The 23494-nt window shown below is 50.5% G+C and carries 23 protein-coding genes, 3 tRNA genes and 1 pseudogene; 25 read left to right on the forward strand and 2 right to left on the reverse strand.

The features are described 5' to 3' along the window. Positions 1 to 85 precede the first annotated feature (85 nt). From ACTG2G_RS18940 to ACTG2G_RS19045, 22 genes are all read left to right on the forward strand, one after another. A complete protein-coding gene (locus ACTG2G_RS18940) occupies positions 86 to 274 on the forward strand; it encodes a Trm112 family protein (protein WP_005347033.1) in 189 nt (62 codons plus the stop codon). Beyond that, entirely contained in the window at positions 271 to 1020 is a 750-nt protein-coding gene (gene kdsB, locus ACTG2G_RS18945; protein WP_421171909.1) for a 3-deoxy-manno-octulosonate cytidylyltransferase, read from the forward strand. Before ACTG2G_RS18940 ends, kdsB begins: the two co-directional genes overlap by 4 nt. A 212-nt stretch (positions 1021 to 1232) precedes the next feature. Continuing rightward, a complete protein-coding gene (gene uvrY, locus ACTG2G_RS18950) occupies positions 1233 to 1877 on the forward strand; it encodes a UvrY/SirA/GacA family response regulator transcription factor (protein ID WP_005337448.1) in 645 nt (214 codons plus the stop codon). A gap of 127 nt (positions 1878 to 2004) precedes the next feature. Next, on the forward strand, positions 2005 to 3858 hold the full coding sequence (gene uvrC / locus ACTG2G_RS18955; RefSeq protein WP_429205658.1) for an excinuclease ABC subunit UvrC: 1854 nt from the start codon (positions 2005 to 2007) through the stop codon (positions 3856 to 3858). Positions 3859 to 4057: 199 nt separating this feature from the next. Next, positions 4058 to 4612: a CDP-diacylglycerol--glycerol-3-phosphate 3-phosphatidyltransferase gene (gene pgsA, locus ACTG2G_RS18960; RefSeq protein WP_005337443.1), complete on the forward strand. Its 555-nt coding sequence runs from the start codon at positions 4058 to 4060 to the stop codon at positions 4610 to 4612. 181 nt (positions 4613 to 4793) lie between these two features. Then, positions 4794 to 4869 (forward strand) — tRNA-Gly (locus tag ACTG2G_RS18965). Positions 4870 to 4904: 35 nt separating this feature from the next. Next, positions 4905 to 4978, forward strand: a tRNA-Cys gene (locus ACTG2G_RS18970). 41 nt (positions 4979 to 5019) lie between these two features. Continuing rightward, positions 5020 to 5106 (forward strand) — tRNA-Leu (locus ACTG2G_RS18975). Positions 5107 to 5455: 349 nt separating this feature from the next. Continuing rightward, complete coding sequence (locus tag ACTG2G_RS18980; protein ID WP_439985751.1) at positions 5456 to 6559, forward strand: tyrosine-type recombinase/integrase; 1104 nt, start codon at positions 5456 to 5458, stop codon at positions 6557 to 6559. Positions 6560 to 6614: 55 nt separating this feature from the next. Beyond that, positions 6615 to 7628, forward strand: coding sequence for an IS21-like element ISAeme17 family transposase (istA, locus tag ACTG2G_RS18985; RefSeq protein ID WP_069785377.1), 1014 nt, complete (start codon positions 6615 to 6617; stop codon positions 7626 to 7628). Next, entirely contained in the window at positions 7625 to 8395 is a 771-nt protein-coding gene (gene istB, locus ACTG2G_RS18990) for an IS21-like element ISAeme17 family helper ATPase IstB (RefSeq protein WP_429203991.1), read from the forward strand. Before istA ends, istB begins: the two co-directional genes overlap by 4 nt. A gap of 360 nt (positions 8396 to 8755) precedes the next feature. Then, positions 8756 to 9112, forward strand: a complete 357-nt coding sequence (locus tag ACTG2G_RS18995) for a hypothetical protein (protein ID WP_421387880.1) — start codon at positions 8756 to 8758, stop codon at positions 9110 to 9112. Continuing rightward, positions 9105 to 9404 carry a YkvA family protein gene (locus tag ACTG2G_RS19000; protein ID WP_421387881.1) on the forward strand — a complete coding sequence of 100 codons (300 nt, stop codon included), beginning with the start codon at positions 9105 to 9107 and terminating at the stop codon, positions 9402 to 9404. The genes ACTG2G_RS18995 and ACTG2G_RS19000 overlap by 8 nt, the downstream gene beginning before the upstream one ends. Further along, positions 9392 to 9664: a TM2 domain-containing protein gene (locus ACTG2G_RS19005; RefSeq protein ID WP_421387894.1), complete on the forward strand. Its 273-nt coding sequence runs from the start codon at positions 9392 to 9394 to the stop codon at positions 9662 to 9664. The genes ACTG2G_RS19000 and ACTG2G_RS19005 overlap by 13 nt, the downstream gene beginning before the upstream one ends. 12 nt (positions 9665 to 9676) lie before the next feature. Then, on the forward strand, positions 9677 to 10366 hold the full coding sequence (locus ACTG2G_RS19010) for a hypothetical protein (protein WP_421171925.1): 690 nt from the start codon (positions 9677 to 9679) through the stop codon (positions 10364 to 10366). A 628-nt stretch (positions 10367 to 10994) separates the two neighbouring features. Continuing rightward, positions 10995 to 12008 carry a LacI family DNA-binding transcriptional regulator gene (locus ACTG2G_RS19015; protein WP_266135747.1) on the forward strand — a complete coding sequence of 338 codons (1014 nt, stop codon included), beginning with the start codon at positions 10995 to 10997 and terminating at the stop codon, positions 12006 to 12008. Between the two features lie 327 nt (positions 12009 to 12335). After that, complete coding sequence (locus ACTG2G_RS19020; protein WP_266135748.1) at positions 12336 to 12656, forward strand: PTS sugar transporter subunit IIB; 321 nt, start codon at positions 12336 to 12338, stop codon at positions 12654 to 12656. Between the two features lie 186 nt (positions 12657 to 12842). Continuing rightward, positions 12843 to 13211 carry a PTS N,N'-diacetylchitobiose transporter subunit IIA gene (gene chbA / locus ACTG2G_RS19025; protein ID WP_266135749.1) on the forward strand — a complete coding sequence of 123 codons (369 nt, stop codon included), beginning with the start codon at positions 12843 to 12845 and terminating at the stop codon, positions 13209 to 13211. A gap of 14 nt (positions 13212 to 13225) precedes the next feature. Continuing rightward, complete coding sequence (locus ACTG2G_RS19030; RefSeq protein ID WP_266135750.1) at positions 13226 to 14635, forward strand: glycoside hydrolase family 1 protein; 1410 nt, start codon at positions 13226 to 13228, stop codon at positions 14633 to 14635. Further along, positions 14635 to 15978, forward strand: a complete 1344-nt coding sequence (locus tag ACTG2G_RS19035) for a PTS sugar transporter subunit IIC (RefSeq protein ID WP_266135751.1) — start codon at positions 14635 to 14637, stop codon at positions 15976 to 15978. Before ACTG2G_RS19030 ends, ACTG2G_RS19035 begins: the two co-directional genes overlap by 1 nt. Before the next feature lie 201 nt (positions 15979 to 16179). Then, positions 16180 to 17490 carry a carbohydrate porin gene (locus ACTG2G_RS19040; protein ID WP_421335547.1) on the forward strand — a complete coding sequence of 437 codons (1311 nt, stop codon included), beginning with the start codon at positions 16180 to 16182 and terminating at the stop codon, positions 17488 to 17490. A 278-nt stretch (positions 17491 to 17768) separates the two neighbouring features. Beyond that, positions 17769 to 18950, forward strand: coding sequence for a 6-phospho-beta-glucosidase (locus ACTG2G_RS19045; RefSeq protein WP_439985752.1), 1182 nt, complete (start codon positions 17769 to 17771; stop codon positions 18948 to 18950). 108 nt (positions 18951 to 19058) lie between these two features. Here the strand turns inward: ACTG2G_RS19045 and ACTG2G_RS19050 are convergent, their stop codons facing one another. Next, complete coding sequence (locus tag ACTG2G_RS19050; RefSeq protein ID WP_232093577.1) at positions 19059 to 20039, reverse strand: IS5-like element IS5 family transposase; 981 nt, start codon at positions 20037 to 20039, stop codon at positions 19059 to 19061. A gap of 53 nt (positions 20040 to 20092) precedes the next feature. Here ACTG2G_RS19050 and ACTG2G_RS19055 point away from each other — a divergent pair, with 53 nt between their 5' ends. From ACTG2G_RS19055 to ACTG2G_RS19065, 3 genes and pseudogenes are all read left to right on the forward strand, one after another. Beyond that, on the forward strand, positions 20093 to 20314 hold the full coding sequence (locus ACTG2G_RS19055) for a hypothetical protein (protein WP_439985753.1): 222 nt from the start codon (positions 20093 to 20095) through the stop codon (positions 20312 to 20314). Between the two features lie 73 nt (positions 20315 to 20387). Continuing rightward, the gene (locus tag ACTG2G_RS19060) at positions 20388 to 21260 is read left to right on the forward strand and encodes an ROK family protein (RefSeq protein WP_421387886.1); all 873 of its coding nucleotides are present in this window, start codon (positions 20388 to 20390) and stop codon (positions 21258 to 21260) included. A 670-nt stretch (positions 21261 to 21930) separates the two neighbouring features. Then, positions 21931 to 22191: pseudogene (locus ACTG2G_RS19065) on the forward strand (transposase); the annotation flags it as partial. Positions 22192 to 22431: 240 nt separating this feature from the next. Here the strand turns inward: ACTG2G_RS19065 and ACTG2G_RS19070 are convergent. Then, positions 22432 to 23475: an IS110 family transposase gene (locus ACTG2G_RS19070; RefSeq protein ID WP_439985754.1), complete on the reverse strand. Its 1044-nt coding sequence runs from the start codon at positions 23473 to 23475 to the stop codon at positions 22432 to 22434. Between the last annotated feature and the right edge of the window lie 19 nt (positions 23476 to 23494).

The following is a 23494-nucleotide window of genomic DNA, read 5'->3' on the forward strand; positions in this document are numbered from 1 at the left end:
CGCCCCGTACGGAATATCTGGTTGCTCGACATCCATCGCTGGCGTGATAAAGCCGCCAGCGCGACATCGTTGAAGGAGTATCGTTTTGGCTTTGGACATCAAGTTGCTCGACATCATCGCCTGCCCGGTCTGCAAGGGTAAGCTGCACTACAACAAAGCAGTTCATGAGCTGGTCTGCCGCTTTGACAAGCTGGCCTATCCGCTGGAGGAGGGGATCCCGGTGCTGCTTGAGAACCGTGCCCGTCCGCTCAACAGCGATGAGCTGCCATCATGAGTTTCGTCGTCGTCATTCCGGCCCGCTATGCGTCAACCCGTCTGCCGGGCAAGCCGCTGGCGGATATCCATGGCAAGCCCATGGTGCAGCACGTGGTGGAGAAAGCTCTGCAATCGGGTGCCGATCGGGTGATCGTTGCCACCGATGACGAGCGGGTACAGCAGGCACTGCAGAGCACCGGCGTCGAGGTGTGCATGACCTCACCGGATCACCAGTCCGGCACCGAGCGTCTGGCCGAGGTGTGCCGTCACTACGGCTTTGCCGCCGATACCATCATCGTCAATGTGCAGGGGGATGAGCCGCTCATTCCGCCCGCCATCATTCGTCAGGTGGCGGATAATCTGGCCGCCGCCACGGCGCCGATGGCGACCCTGTCGGTGCCGATCAAGGATGCCGAAGAGGCGTTCAATCCGAACGCAGTGAAAGTGGTGACTGACAAGGATGGCTACGCCCTCTACTTCAGTCGCGCCTGCATTCCCTGGGATCGGGATCGCTTTGCCAAGAGCCATGAGCAGATTGGTGACCACTACCAGCGTCATATCGGTATCTACGCCTATCGCGCCGGCTTTATCCAGCGTTATGTCGACTGGGCACCGAGCGTGCTGGAGCAGGTCGAGGCGCTGGAGCAGCTGCGGGTGCTCTGGTACGGGGAGAAGATCCACGTCGCCCAGGCCCTTGAAGCGCCGCCGGTCGGGGTGGATACCCAGGCCGATCTGGAGAAGGTGCGCGCCTTTTTGGCCAAGTGATGGCCACAGCACTCAAGTCATGAAAAACGGTGTCGCAAGGCACCGTTTTTTGTTTTGAAAATTTATATAATTATTTGATTTTAAACGCTAAACATGGGTTTTCTCAAACTTTTGGCGTGCATGGTTTGCCAACGCGACGAGTTTGGTTATGATGCAAGACGCCCTGTTAACCCTAACCGGGCGGCTAAAACGAGATAAAACGGGGTGTTTGGGTGATAAATGTATTCCTGGTCGATGATCATGAGCTGGTGCGTACAGGGATAAGACGCATTCTTGAAGATGTGCGCGGGATCAAGGTGGTGGGCGAGGCACAGAGCGGCGAGACCGCAGTTACGTTCTGTCGCCAACACCATCCGGACGTGATCCTGATGGACATGAACATGCCGGGTATTGGTGGTCTGGAAGCGACCCGCAAAATTCTGCGGATCCGCCCCGATGTGCGCATCATAGTGCTGACCATTCATTCAGAAAATCCGTTCCCCACCAAGGTGATGCAGGCAGGCGCCGCCGGTTACCTGACCAAGGGGGCTGCCCCCGACGAGATGATCCAGGCGATCCGGTTGGTGCACTCCGGTCAGCGCTACATCTCCCCGGAGATTGCCCAGCAGATGGCCCTCAGCCAGTTTGCCTCCGCTGACGAGAATCCCTTCAAGTCCCTCTCCGAGCGCGAGCTGCAGATCATGATGATGATCACCAAGGGGCAGAAGGTGACCGATATCTCCGAGCAGCTCAACCTGAGCCCGAAGACGGTCAACAGCTACCGCTATCGTTTGTTCAGCAAGCTGGGGATTAACGGTGACGTGGAACTGACCCATCTGGCCATTCGCTATGGCATGCTGGATGCCGATACCCTCTAATCGGGTGGCGTGTGGTCACAAAGGCGGCGAGTGCCGCCTTTTTGCTTTTCTGCCCTTTTGCTTTTCAGGCGGCGGGGGCAGTATGCTCTGCCCGTCAATTTTTGCCTTTGTGTGAGCCGAGTAGCTGATGACCCTCTCTCCCGAACCTCTCTTCGACAGCAAGGCGTTTTTGAGCGCCGTCACCCATCAGAGCGGTGTCTACCGCATGTATGACAGCGGTGGCACCGTCATCTACGTGGGCAAGGCCAAGGATCTGAAAAAGCGGCTCGCCTCCTATTTTCGCACCAACTTCGACAGCATCAAGACTCGCACCCTGGTGCGCCAGATCGCAGATATCCAGGTCACCGTCACCCACACCGAGACCGAGGCGCTGATCCTCGAGCACAACCTGATCAAGCAGTACCAGCCCCGTTACAACGTGCTGCTGCGGGACGATAAATCCTACCCCTGGATCATCATCACCGCGCACCAGCATCCGCGCATCGGCGTCCATCGCGGTGCCCGCAAGATCAAGGGGGAGTACTTTGGTCCTTACCCCTCTGGCGGCGCGGTGCGCGAGAGTTTGCATCTGATGCAGAAAATTTTTCCGGTGCGTCAGTGCGAGGATGCGGTCTATGCCAACCGCACCCGTCCCTGCCTGCTCTATCAGCTCAAGCGCTGCGCCGGCCCTTGCGTACCCGGGTTGGTGAGCGAGGCCGAATATGCCCAGCAGGTGGAGCTGGCCAAACTGTTTCTGGCGGGCAAGAACCAGCAGGTAATTGGCGAACTGGTGGGCAAGATGGAGTCCGCCAGCGGTGATCTGCGCTTTGAAGAGGCGGCCCGCTATCGGGATCAGATCCTGGCGCTGCGCCGGGTCACCGAGCAGCAGTCGGTGAGCGGAAACGTGCTGGACGAGCTCGATGTGGTGGGGGTCGCCTTCCAGCAAGGCGCTGCCTGTATTCACGTGCTCTTTATTCGTCAGGGCAAGGTGCTCGGTTCGCGCAGCTACTTCCCGAAAGTGCCGGCTGACACCCCGCTCGATGAGGTGGTGCAATCCTTCCTGCTGCAGTTCTATCTGTCGGGGCAGGGGGGACGGCAGATCCCGAGCGAGGTGCTGCTTGATGTGGCCCTTGAGGATGAAAGCGTCATCGCCGAAACCCTGAGCCAGACCGCAGGCTACAAGGTGCGGGTGGTGAGCCGAACCCGCGCCGAACGGACCCGCTTTATCAAGCTTGCCTCCATCAACGCCGAGACGGCGCTGCGATCGCGGCTTGCTCACAAGAGCACCATCACCGCCCGCTACGATCAGCTGGAAGAGCTGCTGGAGCTGGAGCGCCCCATTGCTCGCATGGAGTGTTTCGATATTTCCCACACCATGGGGGAGCGCACCGTGGCCTCTTGCGTGGTGTTCAACCGGGAGGGGCCGCTCTCATCGGAATATCGTCGTTTCAACATCGACGGTATCACTGGCGGTGATGACTACGCGGCGATGGAGCAGGCGCTAGAGCGCCGCTTTGGCAAGCAGCAGGAGCCGGACAAGGTGCCGGACGTGCTGTTTATCGACGGTGGACTCGGCCAGTTGCGCCGCGCCGAAGAGATCCTGGCCCGTCAGCTGGAGTTTCTCGGCGGTAAATATCCGCTGCTGGTGGGGATTGCCAAGGGGGTCACCCGCAAGGCCGGGTTGGAAACGCTCATCATGGGGGAGAGCCACGAAGAGCTCCATTTGCCAGCAGATATGCCCGCTTTGCACCTCATTCAGCATATTCGCGATGAATCCCACCGTTTTGCCATTACCGGCCACCGGGCCAGACGGGCCAAGGCCCGCACCAGCAGCAGTCTGGAGGATATTCCGGGGGTGGGGCCAAAGCGGCGGCAGGCGCTGCTCAAATATCTGGGCGGCCTGCAGGAGGTCAAAAAGGCGAGCGTGGATGAACTGGCCAAGGTACCCGGCATCAGTCAGGAGCTGGCCCAGACCATCCACGATGGCTTGCACAGCGCCTGAGCAGGGTTAGCAGCATGGCAAAATCGCTAACTCCTTGATGCACAAGAGCCGTGACGCGGGGGGGCCGTAAATGCCATAATGGCCCTCGCATTTTGAGAAGATTGATGGATTAAAAAGACCAAGACGGGCGCCAGTGCGGTTGCATCGCAAATCGGCTTTGGCGCACTATGTAGCGACGTACAAGAAGTGGCTGAAAATAATGACAAACATACCTAACCTGTTGACGTTTTTCCGGATTTTGCTCATTCCCGTCTTCGTCATCCTGTTCTATCTGCCTTATCAATGGTCCTATCTGGCTGCCGCCATCGTCTTTATTCTGGCCGCTGCCACCGACTGGTTTGATGGCTATCTGGCTCGCAAGCTCAATCAGTCCACCGCCTTTGGTGCCTTCCTTGACCCGGTTGCCGACAAGATCATGGTCGCCGCCGCACTGGTGGTTATCGTCGAACACTACAACACCATCTGGGTGACCATCCCCGCCATGACCATGATTGGCCGCGAGATCATCATCTCCGCCCTGCGTGAGTGGATGGCCGAGCTCGGCAAACGCTCCTCGGTGGCGGTCAGCTGGATTGGCAAGTGGAAGACCATGATCCAGATGGTGTCGCTCACCGGTCTTATCTGGCAATACAACGTCTGGATGGTGTGGCTCGCCTATGTGATGCTCTATGTCGCCACCGTGCTCACCTTCTGGTCGATGTTCCAGTACATGAAGGCGGCCTGGGGCGATTTGACCCACCACGCCAACCTGTGAGTCACTTGCGCCGCAAGGTGAGGTTTCCGCTGATTTGAGGCAGGAAACGGCCAAAGGCGCTAAAACTGTTCAAAAAGGGCAAAAAATGCCCGAACGATCAGGTAATTAAATATTTCTGGTTGACTGGGCGAGGAACATCGCTAGAATGCGTCCTCGTAGTCAGGCAGTCAGCCAGACCAATGCGGGAATAGCTCAGTTGGTAGAGCACGACCTTGCCAAGGTCGGGGTCGCGAGTTCGAGTCTCGTTTCCCGCTCCAAATTCAGACAATAGAGAGCCAACTCTCTTTTGCATGGCGCGTTAGCAAAGCGGTTATGCAGCGGATTGCAAATCCGTTTAGTCCGGTTCGACTCCGGAACGTGCCTCCATATTGACAAGCCCGCCACGCGAGCTTGATACCGATTGCGGTGCCCGAGTGGTGAAATCGGTAGACACAAGGGATTTAAAATCCCTCGACGTTCGCGTCGTGCCGGTTCGATTCCGGCCTCGGGCACCATTAAAATTGAAGAAAAAAGCCTTACAGATTAAACAGATACGACGCTTCATTGCGTCGTTTTTGTTTCTGCTCCCCAGCGTTTCCCCTCTCTCACTTTTCCTTTCTTGTCCATTTCTTGTCTAAGCGACTTACTACTTCCTGCGACTCGCTGCAAACAATCTGCCCAGTCTTCCAACATAGCCAAGGACGTTTGGTAGGCTACTGCTCCGGACTTTTCCGGGGTCTGTCTCTGGTACTAAGGCAAGCGTGGCGTGCTGTTACGTCTTGGCCGCGCACTTCCCAAACCCGCATTGAATCCCCTTTGAAACAGATATTAATCCCATGATCTAACCCATCATCGGAGGTATCTATGCAGACCAAATTTCGCTTTACCAATGCAGCCATCAAGGCCTTGCCCGCACAACAACGAGACGCTGCCGCCACTGAACTGGAGTTCTCCGATACAGAGGTCATCGGCTTAAAACTCTTGTCAGGAAAAAGCCAGGGCAGTAAGCGTTTCCTACTGCGCTATACCCTCCAGGGCAAGAAGCGCAGCATCGCCCTGGGGCGATTCGGCGATATTGATGTGAGCCAAGCCAGGACCATTGCCCGCAAGTACAAGGCGATGCTGGCAGAAGGCATCGACCCGGTAGCAGAGCGGGATAGCTACAAAACTGAGCCCACCCTTTCGGAGTTCTTCTGGCAGACCTTTTTGCCGCACCTCAAGACCATCGGCAAACGATCGATCAACAGCGACATTCAGCGGTTTAAACACAACATAGAACCACGCTTTGGTGCCATGCGTTACCGGCAACTCAAGGCGATGGATGTCCTGCAGTTACAATCGGAGATGGTTCACCCTAACAACCCTCAGCAGACGGCCTACGCACCGAGTACCGCCAACCGTGTGCTGGCCCAGTTAAAGACCATGGGCAGCTATGCGGTGCGCTGGGGCATTCTGGACACCAACGAGGCGGCCAAGATCAAGCTGTTGAAGGAGGACAATGCCAGGACGCGTTTCCTATCGATTGAAGAGATGAAACGGGTCATTGAGGTGGCATTGCAGGATCGCAATCAAGCCGCAGGCAGCTTCATTGCGATGCTCTACCTGACGGGGGCAAGAAAATCAGAGGTGTTACTCGCTAAATGGGAACATGTGAACTGGGAGGATAAGACGCTGTTCGTACCCCTGACCAAGAATGGCAAGAGCCGGATCATTTACCTGAGTGCGTTGGCTATCGATATTCTGGAGAAGCTCCCCAGAATAGCCGGTAATCCCTATGTGTTCGCGAGCCAGCATATTCGCTGTCAGGGCAAGCCCATCGGTGAACCCAGATGTGCCTATGAACGGGTGTTGCAGAAAGCGGGTATCGAAGACCGTGATGAGGTCTGCTTCCATACGGCTCGCCATTCGGTCGCCAGCGCCTTGGTCTCTTCCGGTCATGTCACCGCCGATGTAAAAATGACCCACTAACGCCGGAGTAAAGTTGACCCACCTGGGCCAAGATCGTGGCTTTTGAGCCACGCCCATGTTGACCCAGGAGTTATCAGTGGAAATCAGAGTGTTGGCCCGTCAGGGCATGAGCATCCGGGCTATCGCCCAGCAATTGCGGGTGTCCCGTAACACGGTTCGTAAGTATCTGCGCAACCCGGGCCTGCCAATCTATCCCAGCCGAGCTGCCCGACCAACCAAGCTCGATCCTTTTAAACCCTATCTGCAAGCGCGTATCCAGGCAGCGAAGCCACACTGGATCCCGGCGACGGTTCTGCTCAGGGAACTGCGAGAGCATGGTTACACTGGCGGGCTCTCCCAGCTCAAGGCCTGGTTATCTCCTCTGCGCCATGACGCCTCTGGCACTGTCGTCCGTTTTGAAACGGCCCCCGGTAAACAGATGCAGGTCGATTTCACCATTATCCGCCGCGGCAATCGGCCTCTGAAGGCCTTTGTTGCTACCCTGGGATTTAGTCGCGCCAGCTATGTCCGTTTCTTCGATCACGAACGTAATGATGCCTGGTTGACCGGACTGCGTGAGGCTTGTCATTTCTTCGGTGGGGTCCCGCAGGAGGTGCTATTTGATAATGCCAGTACCATCATCCGCGAACGGGATGCCTATGGTGAAGGTGACCATCGTTGGCATCCGGCCCTGCTCGCCTTGGCCGAAGAGTTCGGTTTTCGCCCCCGCGTCTGCCGTCCCTACCGGGCCCAGACCAAAGGCAAGGTCGAGCGCTTCAATGGCTACCTCAAGCGCAGTTTTGTCACACCACTGGCAGCCACCCTCAAGCAGGCAGGACTGGCGCTAGATGTGTCAACCGCCAATGCCCATATAGGCCCCTGGTTGCAAGACATCGCCAACCAGCGTAGCCATGGCACTACCGGTGAAGTCCCGGCTATCCGATTGCAACAAGAGCTGCCTCATTTTCTACCCCTGCCACAGGCGCTACCCGTTAGTCCCGGCACCACGGCCACTGCGCGCCCCATGCCGCTGGAGAGCTTGCAGCATCCGCTATCGGTATACCAAGACCTGCTGGAGGTGAACGTATGAACTTGCAGCATGAACGCCTGATGGCCCTGAGTCAGGCGCTGCGCCTGGAAGGGATTGCTGCCCAGTGGTCAGCACTAGCTCAGAAGGCTGCCAACGAGGAGGCGAGCTTCGCCGATTATCTGGAGTGGTTGCTGCACGCAGAGCAGACCTTGAGGACCGAGCGCACCCGCCAGACCTTGCTCAAACTGGCCACTTTACCCGTGGTCAAAACGCTGGAGCAGTACGACTTCGGCTTTGCCAGTGGCGCACCTCGCAGCCAGTTGCAGGAGTTAGCCAGTCTGGCCTTTATCGAGCGTAGGGAAAACATAGTGCTGCTGGGCCCAAGCGGAGTGGGCAAGACGCATCTTGCCATCGCACTGGCCTATCGGGCTCTGATGGCTGGCATCAAGACCAGATTTATCAGCGCAGCAGACCTGATGTTGCAGCTTCAAGCAGCTCAACGACAGGAGCGGCTTAATGCCTACTTCAGCCGTGTCGTGATGGGGCCGCGTTTACTGGTGATCGATGAGATAGGCTACTTGCCGTTTGGGCGTGAGGAAGCAAACCTGTTTTTCAATGTGATCGCCAAACGTTATGAGAAAGGGAGCCTGATCTTGACGAGCAATCTGCCCTTTAGCCAGTGGGCCAGCACCTTTGCCGATGATCAGACACTGACGGCAGCTATGCTCGATAGGCTGTTACATCATGCACACATCGTTCAGATCAGCGGTGAAAGCTATCGTTTGAAAGAGAAACGCAAAGCGGGGGCCACACCCAAAACCAATTAACCCCATGTCCGGGTGGATCACTTTTCAATCGGCGAAATTAGCCAGAGTGGATCAGTTTTCGGTCGGCGTTGACACGGTCAATACAGCCTGTATGACGTCAAGGCGCAACTGGCCCACGCCAGCATTCAATCCTCCCAGCGGTATGCAAAGCTGACTTCTGAGCGCAGTCGCAATATCAGCGAAGGTCTCTCGTCTATGATCCAGGCGGAGTGACCGAAAAGGTATTGTTTATAAACAGATATTAATAACCAGACAGCGCTGTTACATCGGCTGTTGGTCCACATTTCACAGTTCCCAGGCCCTTAAGTTCATCTGAGCTTAAGGGCCTTTTTGTTGGAGAGAAACACGATGAAAACTTGTATGGAATGGCCGGAGGATACACTGCTCGCGACTTACCCGGCACTCCATGTCTCGGTCATGGAAAGGATTATCAAGCCCTTTTCATCAGTAGAGGAGGCGAGGGCATTCTGGGACGCGACCGGTTGTAGTCTGGTCATTATCGAGATGACGGACTCGGTGAGTGAGTTCCAGGCCATGCCACAGCACACCCAAAATCAGGTGATATTCGGTTTGCGGTACCTGGAGCAAGAATTCGCCATATCCGAAGATTGGCGTCTGCTGCTGGCCATTCTCAACGATGAGGGGGCAGGGATTTACCTGCTGATCCACTCAGATGCACCGCTGCTTCCCACCCTGGAGGCGATGCACCATGAGTAATCCCAGCCATAGCGACATTATGCGCAAGTTAAAAGAGATCAAGGGAATTAAGGAGCTGCTGGAGAAGGCCGTGCTCTTGTATGTCTTGCTCACGGATGGCGATCTGCCGGTCTGGTGCTATGCGCTCATCATCGGTGCGCTGGCTTATCTGGTAAACCCGTTCGACGTGGTACCAGAGCCCATTCCATTTGCCGGTTATCTGGATGACTTATCAGTCATCACCTCGGTATTAGCCGCACTGCCGGTTAAGTCGCACCACCGTCAATCCGCGAAAGACCGCTGGCACCGCTAAACGGCGCAAACACCGTTGCGCACCATGGCAAGCGCAAGGGGCTCACCGCTGTGCTCGCATTCTTGGGCGGCAGCATTGGTCTGCATAAGTTCTACACCGGGAATTGGGGCTGGGGGCTTATCTACTTAGTGCTCTGCACCACCGGACTTCCCCTGATCTTGTCCGTGATCGAGTTCATCCGTGTTTTGTGCCTGACACAGGAGGAGTTTGACCGTCGCTATAACTACCGCCCCATATCCGCGTTTTCATGGGTGTGGTGAGGAGCGCCTTGTATGAACATAAAAACTGCAGTCGGTTTAATGATGCTCTGCTCGACAGGCGCTTATGCTGGCGTACTCAGCATGCTGGATGTGGCAGCCCTCAAGGAAAGCGAGCTGGAGATGTGCCCGGACATCTCCGTCGAGAAGATGGTCAACAGCTTTTTCGAAGACCCCGAGTGGACCGGCGGGAAAGCGGCGGATGGTCGGAAGTTGGTGAATGTCAGCGGCACCATCACCTATGCCAGTCAGCCCGCACGGGCCATGGTGCAGGTCTGGATGCAAGACGATGGTTTTTCTGTGGAGGCGCTGGAGATTAACGGGCGACCACAGCCAGAGGGAATGCTGGATCTGCTGCTAGAGAAAATGTGCCAAAGCGCCAGAGGCGCCGACCATACCGGCGATCCACAGCAACAAGCCGTGGCGCTGCCGTTCACGGGAACCCGCTATTTCAACTTCGGGGGTGAAAATGGGATTCAACAATCCATCACTATCGCCCCCAATGGACGTGTCACATTGAGATCCCATGGTGCGACCTCTGTCTCTGTCGATTATCAGGGCACGTATGAAAACCCACTGCTGACCCCGGCGGGTAACTACCGCGTTCATGCCGACAAGATATATGTCACCGACGAAGGCGGAGACTTCCCCGACTCATCAGAGTGCGAGGTCATCGTGTGCGAGACAGAACTGTCTGCACCTTGATGTGCTGAGGCCGAAACACTGCGAAAAGCGGACGGTACTCATAGCCTGGAATGTGGCACGGACGGCGTAAACTGGGGGTCGTGTCAGTGATCCGGCACCATAGAGCAGAAAACGCAGAGGTCAGGGCCGGTCGGCACTGGCCTCTTTTTCACACAGCTTAGCTATAACTGAACATTCCTGACTAATGGCCGAGCCGCATCCCCCTCCCCTGATTTAGGGTCAATCGCCCACATGAAAATCCATCATCCTGCGCAACACGCTTGAAATGCGCATTGCCGATTGTACGTAACCATCTGATTTATTGACGAAGAGGTTATGGGTGTAACCGCGCTATTGGGGATACACTGAATCGCCCCTGTGCTCTAGACACATCCCATTGACAGACTGGATAGTATGCTCCTTTGGCTGCAGTCCAACTAAGTAAGGAAAACGGCTCGGGAGCTTATCCCCTTTGTCTCAGATTAGCCTAGACCTCATTTGAGCCCCACCCTGGAGCAACCGCAGGCCATTCCCACAGTTTTTGTTCAAATTGAACAATGTCAACTAAATTTTATTATTATAATAAAATTTGATATGCTCATGAAAAATGGATGCATTATAAATCGTCTTGACAGGAAAGCAAAAACTGATGGCAACTATTAATGATATTTGCAGAATTACTGGATTTTCCAAGGCAACCGTATCACGCGCCATTAATGAGACAGGTCCGGTTAAAGAGTCAACCCGAAAAGTAATTCATGCTGCCATGCAACAACTCAACTTTCGTCCTAATTTGGTAGCGCAGGCGTTAGCAAATAAGAGTGGCAGTAGTATTGGTTTGGTTGTATCGGATTTTGACGGTGCTCACTTTGGGCATTTATTAAAGAATGCAGCCTTGGTTGCAGACCAAACAAATAAGCAATTGATTGTGACCGATGGCCATAATGAACCAGAACGAGAAAAGCAGGCTATTTATTCACTGGTAGATCGTCGCTGCAGCGTGTTGATTGTGTATACCCGGCATATGACTGAAATTGATATGTTGTCCATTCAGCAAGAAATTGGGCTGCCAATCATCTTTATCGGACGCTCACTACCTTCCCATTGTGGTTATTCGATTTACTTTGATAATGAACACGCCACCAAACAAGCAGTGAGTCACCTGCTCTCCCTAGGCCACACCAGGATTGCCTATTTTGGTCCACCAGCGATCACACCAACAGGCATTGTTCGTATGGATACATATCGGAAGATGCTATTGGAATGGGGTATTGAGTATCAAGAACACTGGTACCAGTGCAGCAGCTTTAACATCGCGGAGGGTTATCGTGCGGCAAAGCAATATCTCACAAAAGGGGGGGGATGTAGTGCCCTCTTTGCCGCGAGTGACTCGATTGCATTCGGGGCGATGCAGGCATTTCGCGAGGCAGGGCTATTGCTACCTAACGACATGTCCATCGTCAGTATCGACGATGAAGAGATCTCGGCCTATCTATCGCCACCTTTGACCACTTATCGGTTCCCGCTCACTGAGATGGTTCACCATGCCATGGCGATAGCACTCAAGTTGATGGATGGGCAAGAAGTACCTTTCGAGTCTAAAGTGTTTCGGGGGGAATTAAAGATCAGGTCATCCGGGATGACTTGCATCACTTCATCGTGATTCGAACTATACCAAATAAAGACCCTTATCGGGTCTTTATGTTTACCTCCAATGCCTAAACGGCCTCGAATGGGCTCGCCCAATCCTTCGCTTATCTATGGCCGCAGTAGACCGGAGTCTTTCGGCGCTAAAACCAATAACACTAGGCCCTCAGGCGAACTTTGGCCTAGCTTCTGACACGTTCTACGAATGCAGTGAACTGTTATTTCTTGTGAGTTGCAGCACAAAAATGGAACCGGTTTCTGTAACCGGTTCCATTTTTCTTTATAGTCATCATCAAGGTGATTAAACACCACATTCTAACTTAAGTATGTTGAGGACTATGTAATGAATAAAAAAATCTATCTGTTTTGTGCCGCAGGCATGTCTACATCTTTACTAGTCAATAAAATGCGTGAGCAAGCCGCCAAACATTCTGTGCCGGTTGATATTGAAGCTTTTCCCGAATCTCAATCAAATGAAAAAGGTATCGAAGCTGACGTTATTCTACTGGGCCCTCAGGTCGGTTATATGTGTCAAGATATCTCAGCGCGTTTCCCTCATAAGCCAGTCGCTGTGATTGATGCAGGTATGTATGGCCGAGTAGATGGACTGAGCGTATTGAAAGTTGCTATAGCCGAAATTAAAAAATCAGCCAAGCCAGCCTAACCTATAGTACTTCGACGTAAACAAAGCTATACCAAATTATTTTATCAATGATCCTGCCAATGATAATTAGGCGGCATTCATTGGTGCGCGCCACCGTTTTTATTAAAGTGGCAAGGGTAACTTTCATAAACTGACTTGGCAATTATTTAACAAATTTTATTTATATTTAAATAATCAGAGGCACCTATGAATTTCGACGATCTAAACCTAGACGATATAAAAGAAGACGGTTCAGAGGTTCAGCAAATGGATCTTGAAGAGCAGGTAATGGGCATCATTATCAATTCTGGTGAAGCTCGTAGCTGTTCTTACAAAGCCTTGGCATTTGCAAAGCAAGGGGATTTTGCTCAGGCCGATGCGAAAATGGAAGAGGCTCGTCAAGCAGCGAATGCCGCCCATTTGGTGCAGACACAATTGATTGAAGCTGATATGGGAGAGGGTAAGACCCCGATGACACTCATCATGGTCCATGCCCAAGATCACCTGATGACATCGATGTTGGCCCGTGAGTTGATCAAAGAGTTGATCGATCTTCACAAGAAAATTTCCAATTAAGCGGAGCATTATCAATGAAGTTTGCACATGACTTTCTTATGGGCGCAGCCAGCGCGTCTTACCAAGTAGAAGGTGCCTGGAATGAAGATGGCAAAGGCATGACTAACTGGGATGAATTTACCAAGATCCCGGGGAAAACCTTCGAAGGCACCAATGGGGATATCGCGGTTGATCACTATCATCGCTATAAAGAAGATGTTGCCTTGATGGCTGAGATGGGTCTGGAGTCCTATCGCTTCTCCATTTCATGGGCTCGAATTTTCCCAAATGGTGATGGCGAGATTAATCCAAAAGGGATTGAGTTTTACAACAACTTAATCGACGAGTGTCTTAAATATGGCATTGTGCCCTTTATCACACTTTATCACTGGGATCTGCCACTGCCCCTAGAAAAAGAGGGGGGATGGTTGAGTCAGCGTACCGTCGATGCATTTGTTAACTATGCAAGAGTGTGCTTCGAAGCCTTTGGTGATCGTGTAAAACACTTCATCACCATCAATGAGACGATTGTATTTTGTTCTCTAGGTTATATGGCTGGCGCTCACCCACCAGGAATCAAGAATGATCCGAAGAAGTACTTCCAGGCTGTTCACAATGTTTTTTATGCTCATGCCAAGGCGGTGCTGCTATATAAATCCATGAATCTATATGGTGAAATTGGTATCAGTAACGTATTTAGTCCAGCTTTTGGCGTTGATGATAGTGAAGATAGCCAAAAAGCGGCATATCATGCTAATGCGTATGCGACCCATCTCTACTTCGACCCGATTTTGAAGGGTGAGTATCCAGCTTATGTCATGGACGCACTGAAAGTCAGCGGCTTCCATCCAGAGCAGACAGCAGAGGAGTTAGAAACTATCAAGTTGGCTGCTAGTTTGAATGACTTTATGGGGCTCAATTATTATCAGCCGAGTCGGGTTGAATTGATCAAAGGTTCTCTAGAGCCGCGTGAAGCTACCCGTGAAAACTCAACTGGTGCACCGGGAAATCCAAGTTTCGATGGTTTCTTCCGCACCGTGAAGATGGATGATAAACGTTATACCAAATGGGATTGGGAGATTTCGCCAGAGGGCTTTGTAGCTGGTTTGAACATGCTCAAAGATCGTTATGGTCAAGTCAAGATTTACATTACTGAGAATGGTCTTGGTGATGAAGATCCGATTGTGGAAGATGAAATTTGTGATGTCCCACGCATAAAATATATCAGCGAGCATTTAACTGCGCTGAAACAAGCAATCAGTGATGGTGTGAACGTCAAAGGATACTTTGCTTGGTCTGTTATTGACCTGTTGAGCTGGCTCAATGGATATAAAAAACAGTATGGCTTTATTTATGTCGATCACAAAAATAACTATCAGCGAAAGAAAAAAATGTCTTTCCACTGGTTTAGTTCGGTGATTAAAAATCGTGGGGAAGATCTCTAATGAGTAATTTTAACCAAAAAATACAAGCCGTGATGCCCTATGTCATGGGGTTTGTTAACTCCAAGCCGGTCAAGGCAATCAAGGATGGCTTTCTTTACACCATGCCGTTGACCATTATTGGTTCGGTATTCCTATTACTGGCGTTTATTCCTATCCCTGGGTATGGCGAATTGATGGCCAGTATCTTTGGTGACAATTGGCAGGGGCCATTGTGGCAAGTAGTAGGTGCCACCTTTGATATTCTGGCACTCATCGGTGTGTTCGGTATCGCTTATAGCTGGGTTCAAAATGAAGGCTATCAGGGGGTTAGTGCAGGCATTTTTGCAATCGTAACCATGCTGATCCTCAACGATAACTTCATTCTGGCTGCGGATGGTGCCACCTTGGGTGGGGTGATTCCTAAAGCCTATATGGGTGGTAAGGGAATGATCGTGGCCATCTTTGTCGGCATCACTGTAGGTTGGATTTATAGCTGGTGCATGAAGAAGAACCTGACCATCAAGATGCCGGATGGCGTGCCGCAGGGGGTTGCTAATGCGTTTACCGCCCTGATCCCGGGGGCCTTGATCATCCTGACAGCCTGCTTCACCTGGATTTTCTTTAAGTTCGCGTTCGACAAGACAGTGGTCGTGGTGTTGTACGATCTGCTTCAGATACCATTGCAGGGTTTGTCTGACTCTCTGGGGGGTGTCATCGTTGTTGCCCTGCTGATTTCTTTATTGTGGTGGTGTGGTGTGCATGGCTCCGCCATTGTAATGGGGATCATGGGGCCGATCGTGACGGCGAACGCGCTGCAAAACCAAGAATTGCTCATCAAAGGAGAGCAGTTGATTGCCGGGGAAAACGCCAAGATTGTTACTAACCAGTTCATCGATCAATATGTAACGTTTGGTGGTGCAGGCCTGACCCTTGGTTTGGTTGTATGTATGTTGATGTTTGCAAAGTCCACGCAATATAAAGATTTGGGTAAAATAGCGATCATGCCAGGGTTGTTCAATATTAACGAGCCGGTGATCTTTGCTTTCCCCATCGTATTTAACCCACTGATGTTGATCCCGTTCTTGTGCGCACCGATTATTTCTGTACTGATGGTTTATTTTTCCATCTCTGCAGGCCTGGTCGAGCCGTTCACTGCGATTACCGTTCCTTGGACCACTCCGATGATCATCAGTGGCTTCATTGTGGGTGGTTGGAAGGCCGCGTTGCTGCAAGTATCAGTATTCTTGATGACTATCTTTGTGTACTACCCATTTATGAAAGCGCAGGACAATATCGCCTGCAAAAATGAAGATGTGTCAAAAGAGACGTTTGAAGAAGATGATGCTTTGTCACTGCAACTGTGACGATATGATGGCAGGGTGTTGATGTTGAAAAACACCCTGCTATAAGCAGAAACAAATATTTAATTAACAAACATCCCAACCAGTACAGATATTGATATTTTCATACAGTTCTATTCAGCTCATTTCATGGATTGAATGGTAATACTTTACCTGTTGTTTTTTCATTCTCAGAAATACTAAGTAAATTAACATGGAGTTATAATGAAAAAATTTAGCTTACTATATACCGCCGCAGCTGTGGCTGCGGTAATGAGTTCCGCGTCTGTTTTTGCGAATAGCAATGATGATATTGAAGCGCTGAAACTTCGCCTTCAGGAGTTGGAAACTAAGGTCAACACAGAAACTAAATATAAAGATGACCAGCAGCCAGCAACATTGACCAGTGAGACAAAAGTACCGGATGGACTTGTATTTTCTGGTTATGCTCGTTACGGCGCACATTATCAAAACTCAGATAAAGAGCGTGTGAGCAGCTTTGGTAGCTTGAGTGGTAATGCTACTGGTCGCTTGGGTAATGAAGGTAATGGTGGCGAGTTTCAGCTTGCCAAAGTCTTTAAAAACGACAGTGGTGCCATCTGGGATTTAGTCTTGATGCTGGATCATTGGTCTGAAGGTTCCTGGGCCGACGACGGTGGTGTCAACGTCAAGAAAATGTACGCCGGTGTGGCTAATGTTTTTGAGTCGCAACCAGACCTGTATCTGTGGGCTGGCCGAGATTTTCATCAGAGACCTCAGACCGATCTGAATGACTATTTCTGGATGACTCATGATAGCCAAGGTGCCGGTTTCAAAAATTTGACCTTAGGTGGGATCAAATTTGATTTTGCTGGTGTCGGCCAAGTTAATGATGACATGGTAGAAGACAACGGTCGTTATGCGCTGACCAGTAAAGTTCATGGCATCAAGTTGGGTGACGTGGATCTTAGCCTTTATGCAAACTACGGTACTACTTCCGAAAAATTGACTGAAGATGACAAAAAAGAGCTGGCAAACTCTGCTTATCAGTTAGCAAGTGAAGCGGTATGGGCGGGCCAAAAGTTTGTTATTCGTTATTCACACAATGCGCTAAACAGTGTGTTTGATTTGGCTGACAATCAAGACGCTTTGTTGTTCAGCCTAGATGGTGTCATCCCCTTGACCGAGCGGGCAAAAATTCAATATTTGACCTCTTATCAAAAACTTGATTTAGACAAGAGTGATGAGAGCCGCAAAAACTACAGCTTTATCCTGCGTCCGACTTACCAGTGGAACGATGTTCATTCTACTTGGTTAGAGGGGGGTTATAGCATCGTTGACTATGATGATATCGATGCGACTAACACCTCTTGGAAAACAACTCTATCACAAAATATCGCTATCGGTGGGGAAACCTGGTCTCGCCCGATGTTACGTTTCTACGCCACCGTCGGGAATGCAGATAATGAATATACCGGTCGTGATGACAAGGGTGTGTTGACAACATCTGATGATGACACAGTGACCTTCGGTGCCATGTTTGAAGCATGGTGGTAAAGAGAAGCTAGTGTTTCATGACGGCCTTATGGCCGTCATGCTTTTCGAGTTACAGGTGTTTACCCCTTGTACCCACAATAGTTGTCTGGGCGGCGTAAATAGTAGATATGCCATTTATGCCATACAGCCGTTACAATAAAGCCTATTTAGGTTCCATCAAAAATTTCATGATAATTTTATCAAAAATATATTCATTCTCATCTAGATGGAAAAATGTAAGCGGCATCTTCATTTAAAATATGCTGCAAGATCAGCGTGAAGGATTAACGGTATTTTTTATGAATAAAAAACTCAAAGTAGTCACCATTGGTGGTGGTAGTAGCTATACTCCTGAGCTGGTTGAGGGATTCATTAAAAGGTATGCAGAACTCCCTATTGGTGAGCTCTGGTTGGTCGATATTCCTGACGGTGAAAAAAAACAGAATATAATATTTGAGCTGTGCCAACGAATGATTGCCAAGTCAGGCTTGCCGATTACCCTTCATAAGACACTCAATCGTCGTGAGGCCTTGACTGGTGCCGATTTTGTTACCACTCAGTTACGGGTCGGTCTGCTCAAAGCTCGAGAAAAAGATGAGCGCATTCCATTAAGCCATGGTTTGCTTGGCCAGGAAACAAACGGTGCTGGTGGTTTATTTAAGGGGCTAAGAACCATTCCGATCATTTTTGATATTATCAAGGATGTTGAAGAAATTTGTCCAGATGCATGGATTATTAACTTTACTAATCCGGCGGGGATGGTCACTGAAGCTGTCGCGCGTCATACCAATTTCAAAAAATTCATTGGGGTATGCAATGTCCCCATTGGCATGAAAATGTTTGTGCAAAAATCGCTACAGTTAACAGATGCTGATGAATTATCTCTTGAGCTGTTCGGTTTGAATCACTTCGTTTTTATAAAGGATGCTTTCGTTAATGGCGAATCTCGTTTTAATGAGCTATTTGAATATGTAATCGATGGCGCACAAAAGGAATCTGCTTCAGTAAAAAACATATTTAGCATTCCCTTTGAGGCTGATTTTTTGCGCGGCTTACGGTTATTACCTTGTCCCTATCATCGTTATTACTTTAAAGAAAAAGAAATGCTAAGTATTGAGATGGGCGAGTATTACAAAGGGGAAACTAGGGCACAGGTAGTACAACGGGTAGAAAAAGACTTGTTCAAGCTGTATCAGGACCCGAATCTTAATTATAAGCCAGAAGAACTTGAAATGCGTGGTGGCGCATATTATTCAGATGCTGCCTGTGAAGTAATCAGCGCCATTTATAATGACAGTCACAGTGAGCACTATGTGATTGTCCCCCATCATGGTCAGATAAAAAACATTCCTGCTGAATGGACAGTCGAGATGACCTGTCGGATCGGTCGTGATGGTGCTAAACCTGATCCACGCTTTAGTCAGTTTGACGAAAAAGTGCTAGGGAAGGTGCGAATAAGCGGGGAAATTCTTCTCGGCTGACGCAGTCATTTCATTTCTTCATGTTTGAGCCGATTTTTTCTCCCGTAAATGCCTTGAATCAGCCTATTTAGACCGTTTCTTCGCCATTTAAGGCGTTATTCCCAGTTTTTAGTGAGATCTCTCCCACTGACGTATCATTTGGTCCGCCCGAAACAGGTTGGCCAGCGTGAATAACATCGCCAGTTGGTTATCGTTTTTCAGCAACCCCTTGTATCTGGCTTTCACGAAGCCGAACTGTCGCTTGATGATGCGAAATGGGTGCTCCACCTTGGCCCGGATGCTGGCTTTCATGTATTCGATGTTGATGGCCGTTTTGTTCTTGCGTGGATGCTGTTTCAAGGTTCTTACCTTGCCGGGGCGCTCGGCGATCAGCCAGTCCACATCCACCTCGGCCAGCTCCTTGCGCTGTGGCGCCCCTTGGTAGCCGGCATCGGCTGAGACAAATTGCTCCTCTCCATGCAGCAGATTACCCAGCTGATTGAGGTCATGCTCGTTGGCCGCGGTGGTGACTAGGCTGTGGGTCATGCCACTCTTGGCATCGACACCAATGTGGGCCTTCATGCCAAAGTGCCACTGATTGCCTTTCTTGGTCTGATGCATCTCCGGATCGCGTTGCTGCTCTTTGTTCTTGGTCGAGCTGGGTGCCTCAATGATGGTGGCATCGACCAAGGTGCCTTGGGTCATCATGACGCCTGCTTCGGCCAGCCAGCGATTGATGGTCTTGAACAATTGGCGGGCCAGTTGATGCTGCTCCAGCAGGTGGCGGAAATTCATGATGGTGGTGCGGTCCGGCAAGGCGCTATCCAGGGATAACCGGGCAAACAGACGCATGGAGGCGATTTCGTACAGAGCATCTTCCATCGCGCCATCGCTCAGGTTGTACCAATGCTGCATGCAGTGAATGCGTAGCATGGTTTCCAGCGGATAAGGTCGCCGGCCATTACCAGCCTTGGGGTAAAACGGCTCGATGACTTCCACCATGTTTTGCCATGGTAGAATCTGCTCCATGCGGGACAAGAAAATCTCTTTTCTGGTCTGACGGCGCTTACTGCTGAATTCACTGTCGGCGAAGGTGAGCTGATGACTCATGATGAACCCTGTTCCATGGCTCCAGATGACAAACATGATCTCATATCAGGGACTTGTTCGCACCTTCCCTAGGTTTAATCCATGGCATTAAAGCGTTTGAAATTGCCGCAGCCAATGCAGCAGTGAGTGGTAGCCTCAATGATTTGCTGGTTGCCATGAATATCAATCCGCTGGTACATTCTGATGATGATGCAAGAAAGGTGGCAACCGAGTTGCTATTTGCACATAAAAAACATTTGCCACAATTTGCTGAGACTATTTCTGAGCTGGAATAAGACTGCCAATCTCATTTAGCATTAACTGGTTGCTGCGAGAACGGCAACCAGTTGTTAATTTTATAGGGGCAACATGTCTAATTATATTTCTTTTGATATTGGCGGCACCGCTGTTAAATATGGTGTAATAGATGATGCTGGAGCTATTTATGAAAAGGGATCATTCTCGACACCTGATAATTTTAATGAGTTACTAAATGCAATGAAGATGGTCTTGTCGACCTATCAACATCAATATTCACCGATTGCTATCGCTCTAAGTATTCCTGGAGCAGTTAATGAAGTCTCTGGTTTTATTGGTGGTATTACAGCACTGAGATATATCCATGGATTTAATATTAAGGCTAAATTCTCAGAGGTCTTTGGTTTGCCCGTTGGAATGGCCAATGATGCTAACTGTGCCGTGTTATCGGAAGGTTGGATTGGTGCTGCGAAGGACGTTAAATCATATGCCTGTGTTGTAATTGGCACCGGCGTTGGTGGTGGTGTGGTGATCAATGATCATTTAGTGAGTGGCGCCACTCAGCATGGTGGCGAGTTTGGCTACTGGATTATGGATCCATTTAGTCGGACCAACTGGAGTGATCTTGGCTCAACACGAATATTATTGCGCAAAGCGGCATGGGCGCTGGGAGTTGATACTATTGATGGCGAGGATTTTTTTGCCTTGGTAGCAAATGGGAATCCATTGATGATTTCTTTACTTGATGAATTTTGTTTTATCAATGCATTGGGCATTTATAACATCAAGCATGCAATTGATCCGGATCTCATCTTGATCGGTGGTGGAATTAGCAGCCAACCTAAAGTGATTGAGGGCATTAATAATCAATTAAAAATATTATTGAGCCGTGGTGGTAACATGGAGTTTGAGGTTGTTGCATGCCAGCATAGAAATGATGCTAATCTAATTGGCGCAGTTTATAATATGCTACTCAAAGATTAGTTTTCACAACCAAATCTTGAATTAACTATATTTTTAGTGCCAATTATTTAGTAGCTGAAAATTTCATTGGATTGAGTTTTTTTGCATATGTAAAGGTAAATTTTCACAATGGTAGGGGCATTATTTGTTGAAACAACAGCGGCCTCTATCAGAAGCAGATAACTTATGCGGATGGTACTCATAGCCAGGAATGTGGCGCGGACGGCGTAAACTGGGGAGTCTGTCAGTAGCCCGGCACCATAGAGCAGAAAACATAGAGGCCAGGGCTAGTCAGCACAGGCCTCTTTTTCGCACAGCTTAGTTAAAACTGAACAATCCTGACTAATGCCGAGACGCATCCTCTGATTTGGCTTCAATCGCCCACATGAAGAACCATAATCCTGCTCAACACGCGTGAAATGCGCATTGCAGCCTGCACGTAACCACATGATTTATCGACGAAGAAGTAATAGGTGTAACAGCGCCATTGGGGATACACTGAATCGCCCATGTGCTCTAGAAACACCCCATACATAATGGCCACGGGTCTAGAAATCTGCCGGGCTCAGCTGATCATGGTCATGTAGTGGTAAACGTTATATGAATATGGAGAAGATGTGGAATGTAGTGGTCTAATCATCCCGGACACCATTTTAGGTGGTACAGTCGCCACCATGACCTGAGGTGTTCAATGACAAGACTACGTCGCTCATTTACTGCCGAATTCAAACTAGAAGCCGCATCCCTGGTGCTCGACCAGGGATATTCAGTCCCCGAAGCCAGCCGTTCACTGGACGTTGGTGAAACCGTACTGCGCCGCTGGGTTCAGCAGCTTCAATCCGAACGCTGTGGTACAACCCCAATCAGCAAAGCATTGACTCCGGAGCAGCGGAAAATTCAGGAGCTGGAAGCCCGAATCAACCGGCTCGAACGTGAAAAGGATATACTAAAAAATGTATGATCTGCTCCTTATCTGCAAGCTTCAACTGATTTCCAGAAGTCGTTTGCGTCAATGTATCCGGCCTGTCTGTGAGCCGTTTTCCGGCTCTGGCCTTGATGGGATCCGCACGTCATCGTCCTAATAAAGCTACCAGTCACGAGAGACTGCTTTTTTAGCCAGGCTGCAACGTCGTGGGGTAAACGCTTCTTTCATCTGTTTTGGGCTCGCAAAACCGGGTATGAGTTCTATCAGTTAAACGGCTGAACTCGTGTTGGGATACGGTTGGTAATCCCTGCCGGATGTCAGCACTTTCCAGCAAATTCGCATTATCTTGTTGGCCAGGGCGATAAGTACCACATGGTGGTGATGGCCGACCTCTAGCCTGGCGACCCATTCGCCTAACGATGATTTGTCACGCTTCATGTGAATTTTCAGCGCTTTGGCGCCCTGAATAACCATTTGCCTTAAATAGCTATTGCCACGCTTACTGATCCCGCCGAGCGAAGATTTGCCGCCCGTTGAATATTGCCTGGGGACCAGCCCTAACCAGGCTGACAGGTCGCGGGCTTTCTTGAATTGTGAGCCATTGCCAATTGCGGCAATCAACGCGGTTGAGACAATTGGTCCAATGCCGGGGACGGTACTGATTTTTTGGCACAAACTCGATATGCTCGAGGCTTGTCCGAGCATGAGGCTCATCTCATCAATCTGAATATCCAGCTGTTGCCACCGTTCTCTCAGACGCAATACCAGAGCGCGGATAAAGTCAGGCAAGCCATGCTCGGCATCTTCAAGGATCGTCGGCAGAGAGCGCTCGAAGACTTTTCTGCCGACTGGCACGGTGAGCCCATATTCCAGCAGCAACGCTCGCATCTGATTGACAGTGGCGGTTCGTTCGACGATGAAACGCTGACGGACGCGATGAGTCGCCTGCAATGCCAACTGTTCATGAGATTTCAACGGGACACAGCGCATAGTGCCTCTGCTACCAGCCTCGGCAATGGCGGTGGCATCGTTGAAGTCATTCTTGTTCGATTTGAGGTAGGGCTTAACAAATTGAGCGGGAATAATCTTGGGCTCGAACCCCGCCTGTTGGAACAGGCGTCCCCAGTATTGCGAACCAGGACATGCCTCGAAGGCAACCCGACAGGGTGGAGTCGTACTGATGAACTGTTTCAGTTGTGAACGAGTGAGCTTTTGCTTGGTCAATACATGCCCCATGCGATCCATCGCCACCAGGTGAAACCAGTTTTTGCCTAAATCGATCCCGTAAATGTAAATCTGCGCTTGAGTCATGATGAGCCTCCTTGATGCT

Origin of the sequence: Aeromonas sp. 55A (assembly GCF_051919665.1) — a bacterium.
Lineage (GTDB): Bacteria > Pseudomonadota > Gammaproteobacteria > Enterobacterales > Aeromonadaceae > Aeromonas > Aeromonas veronii.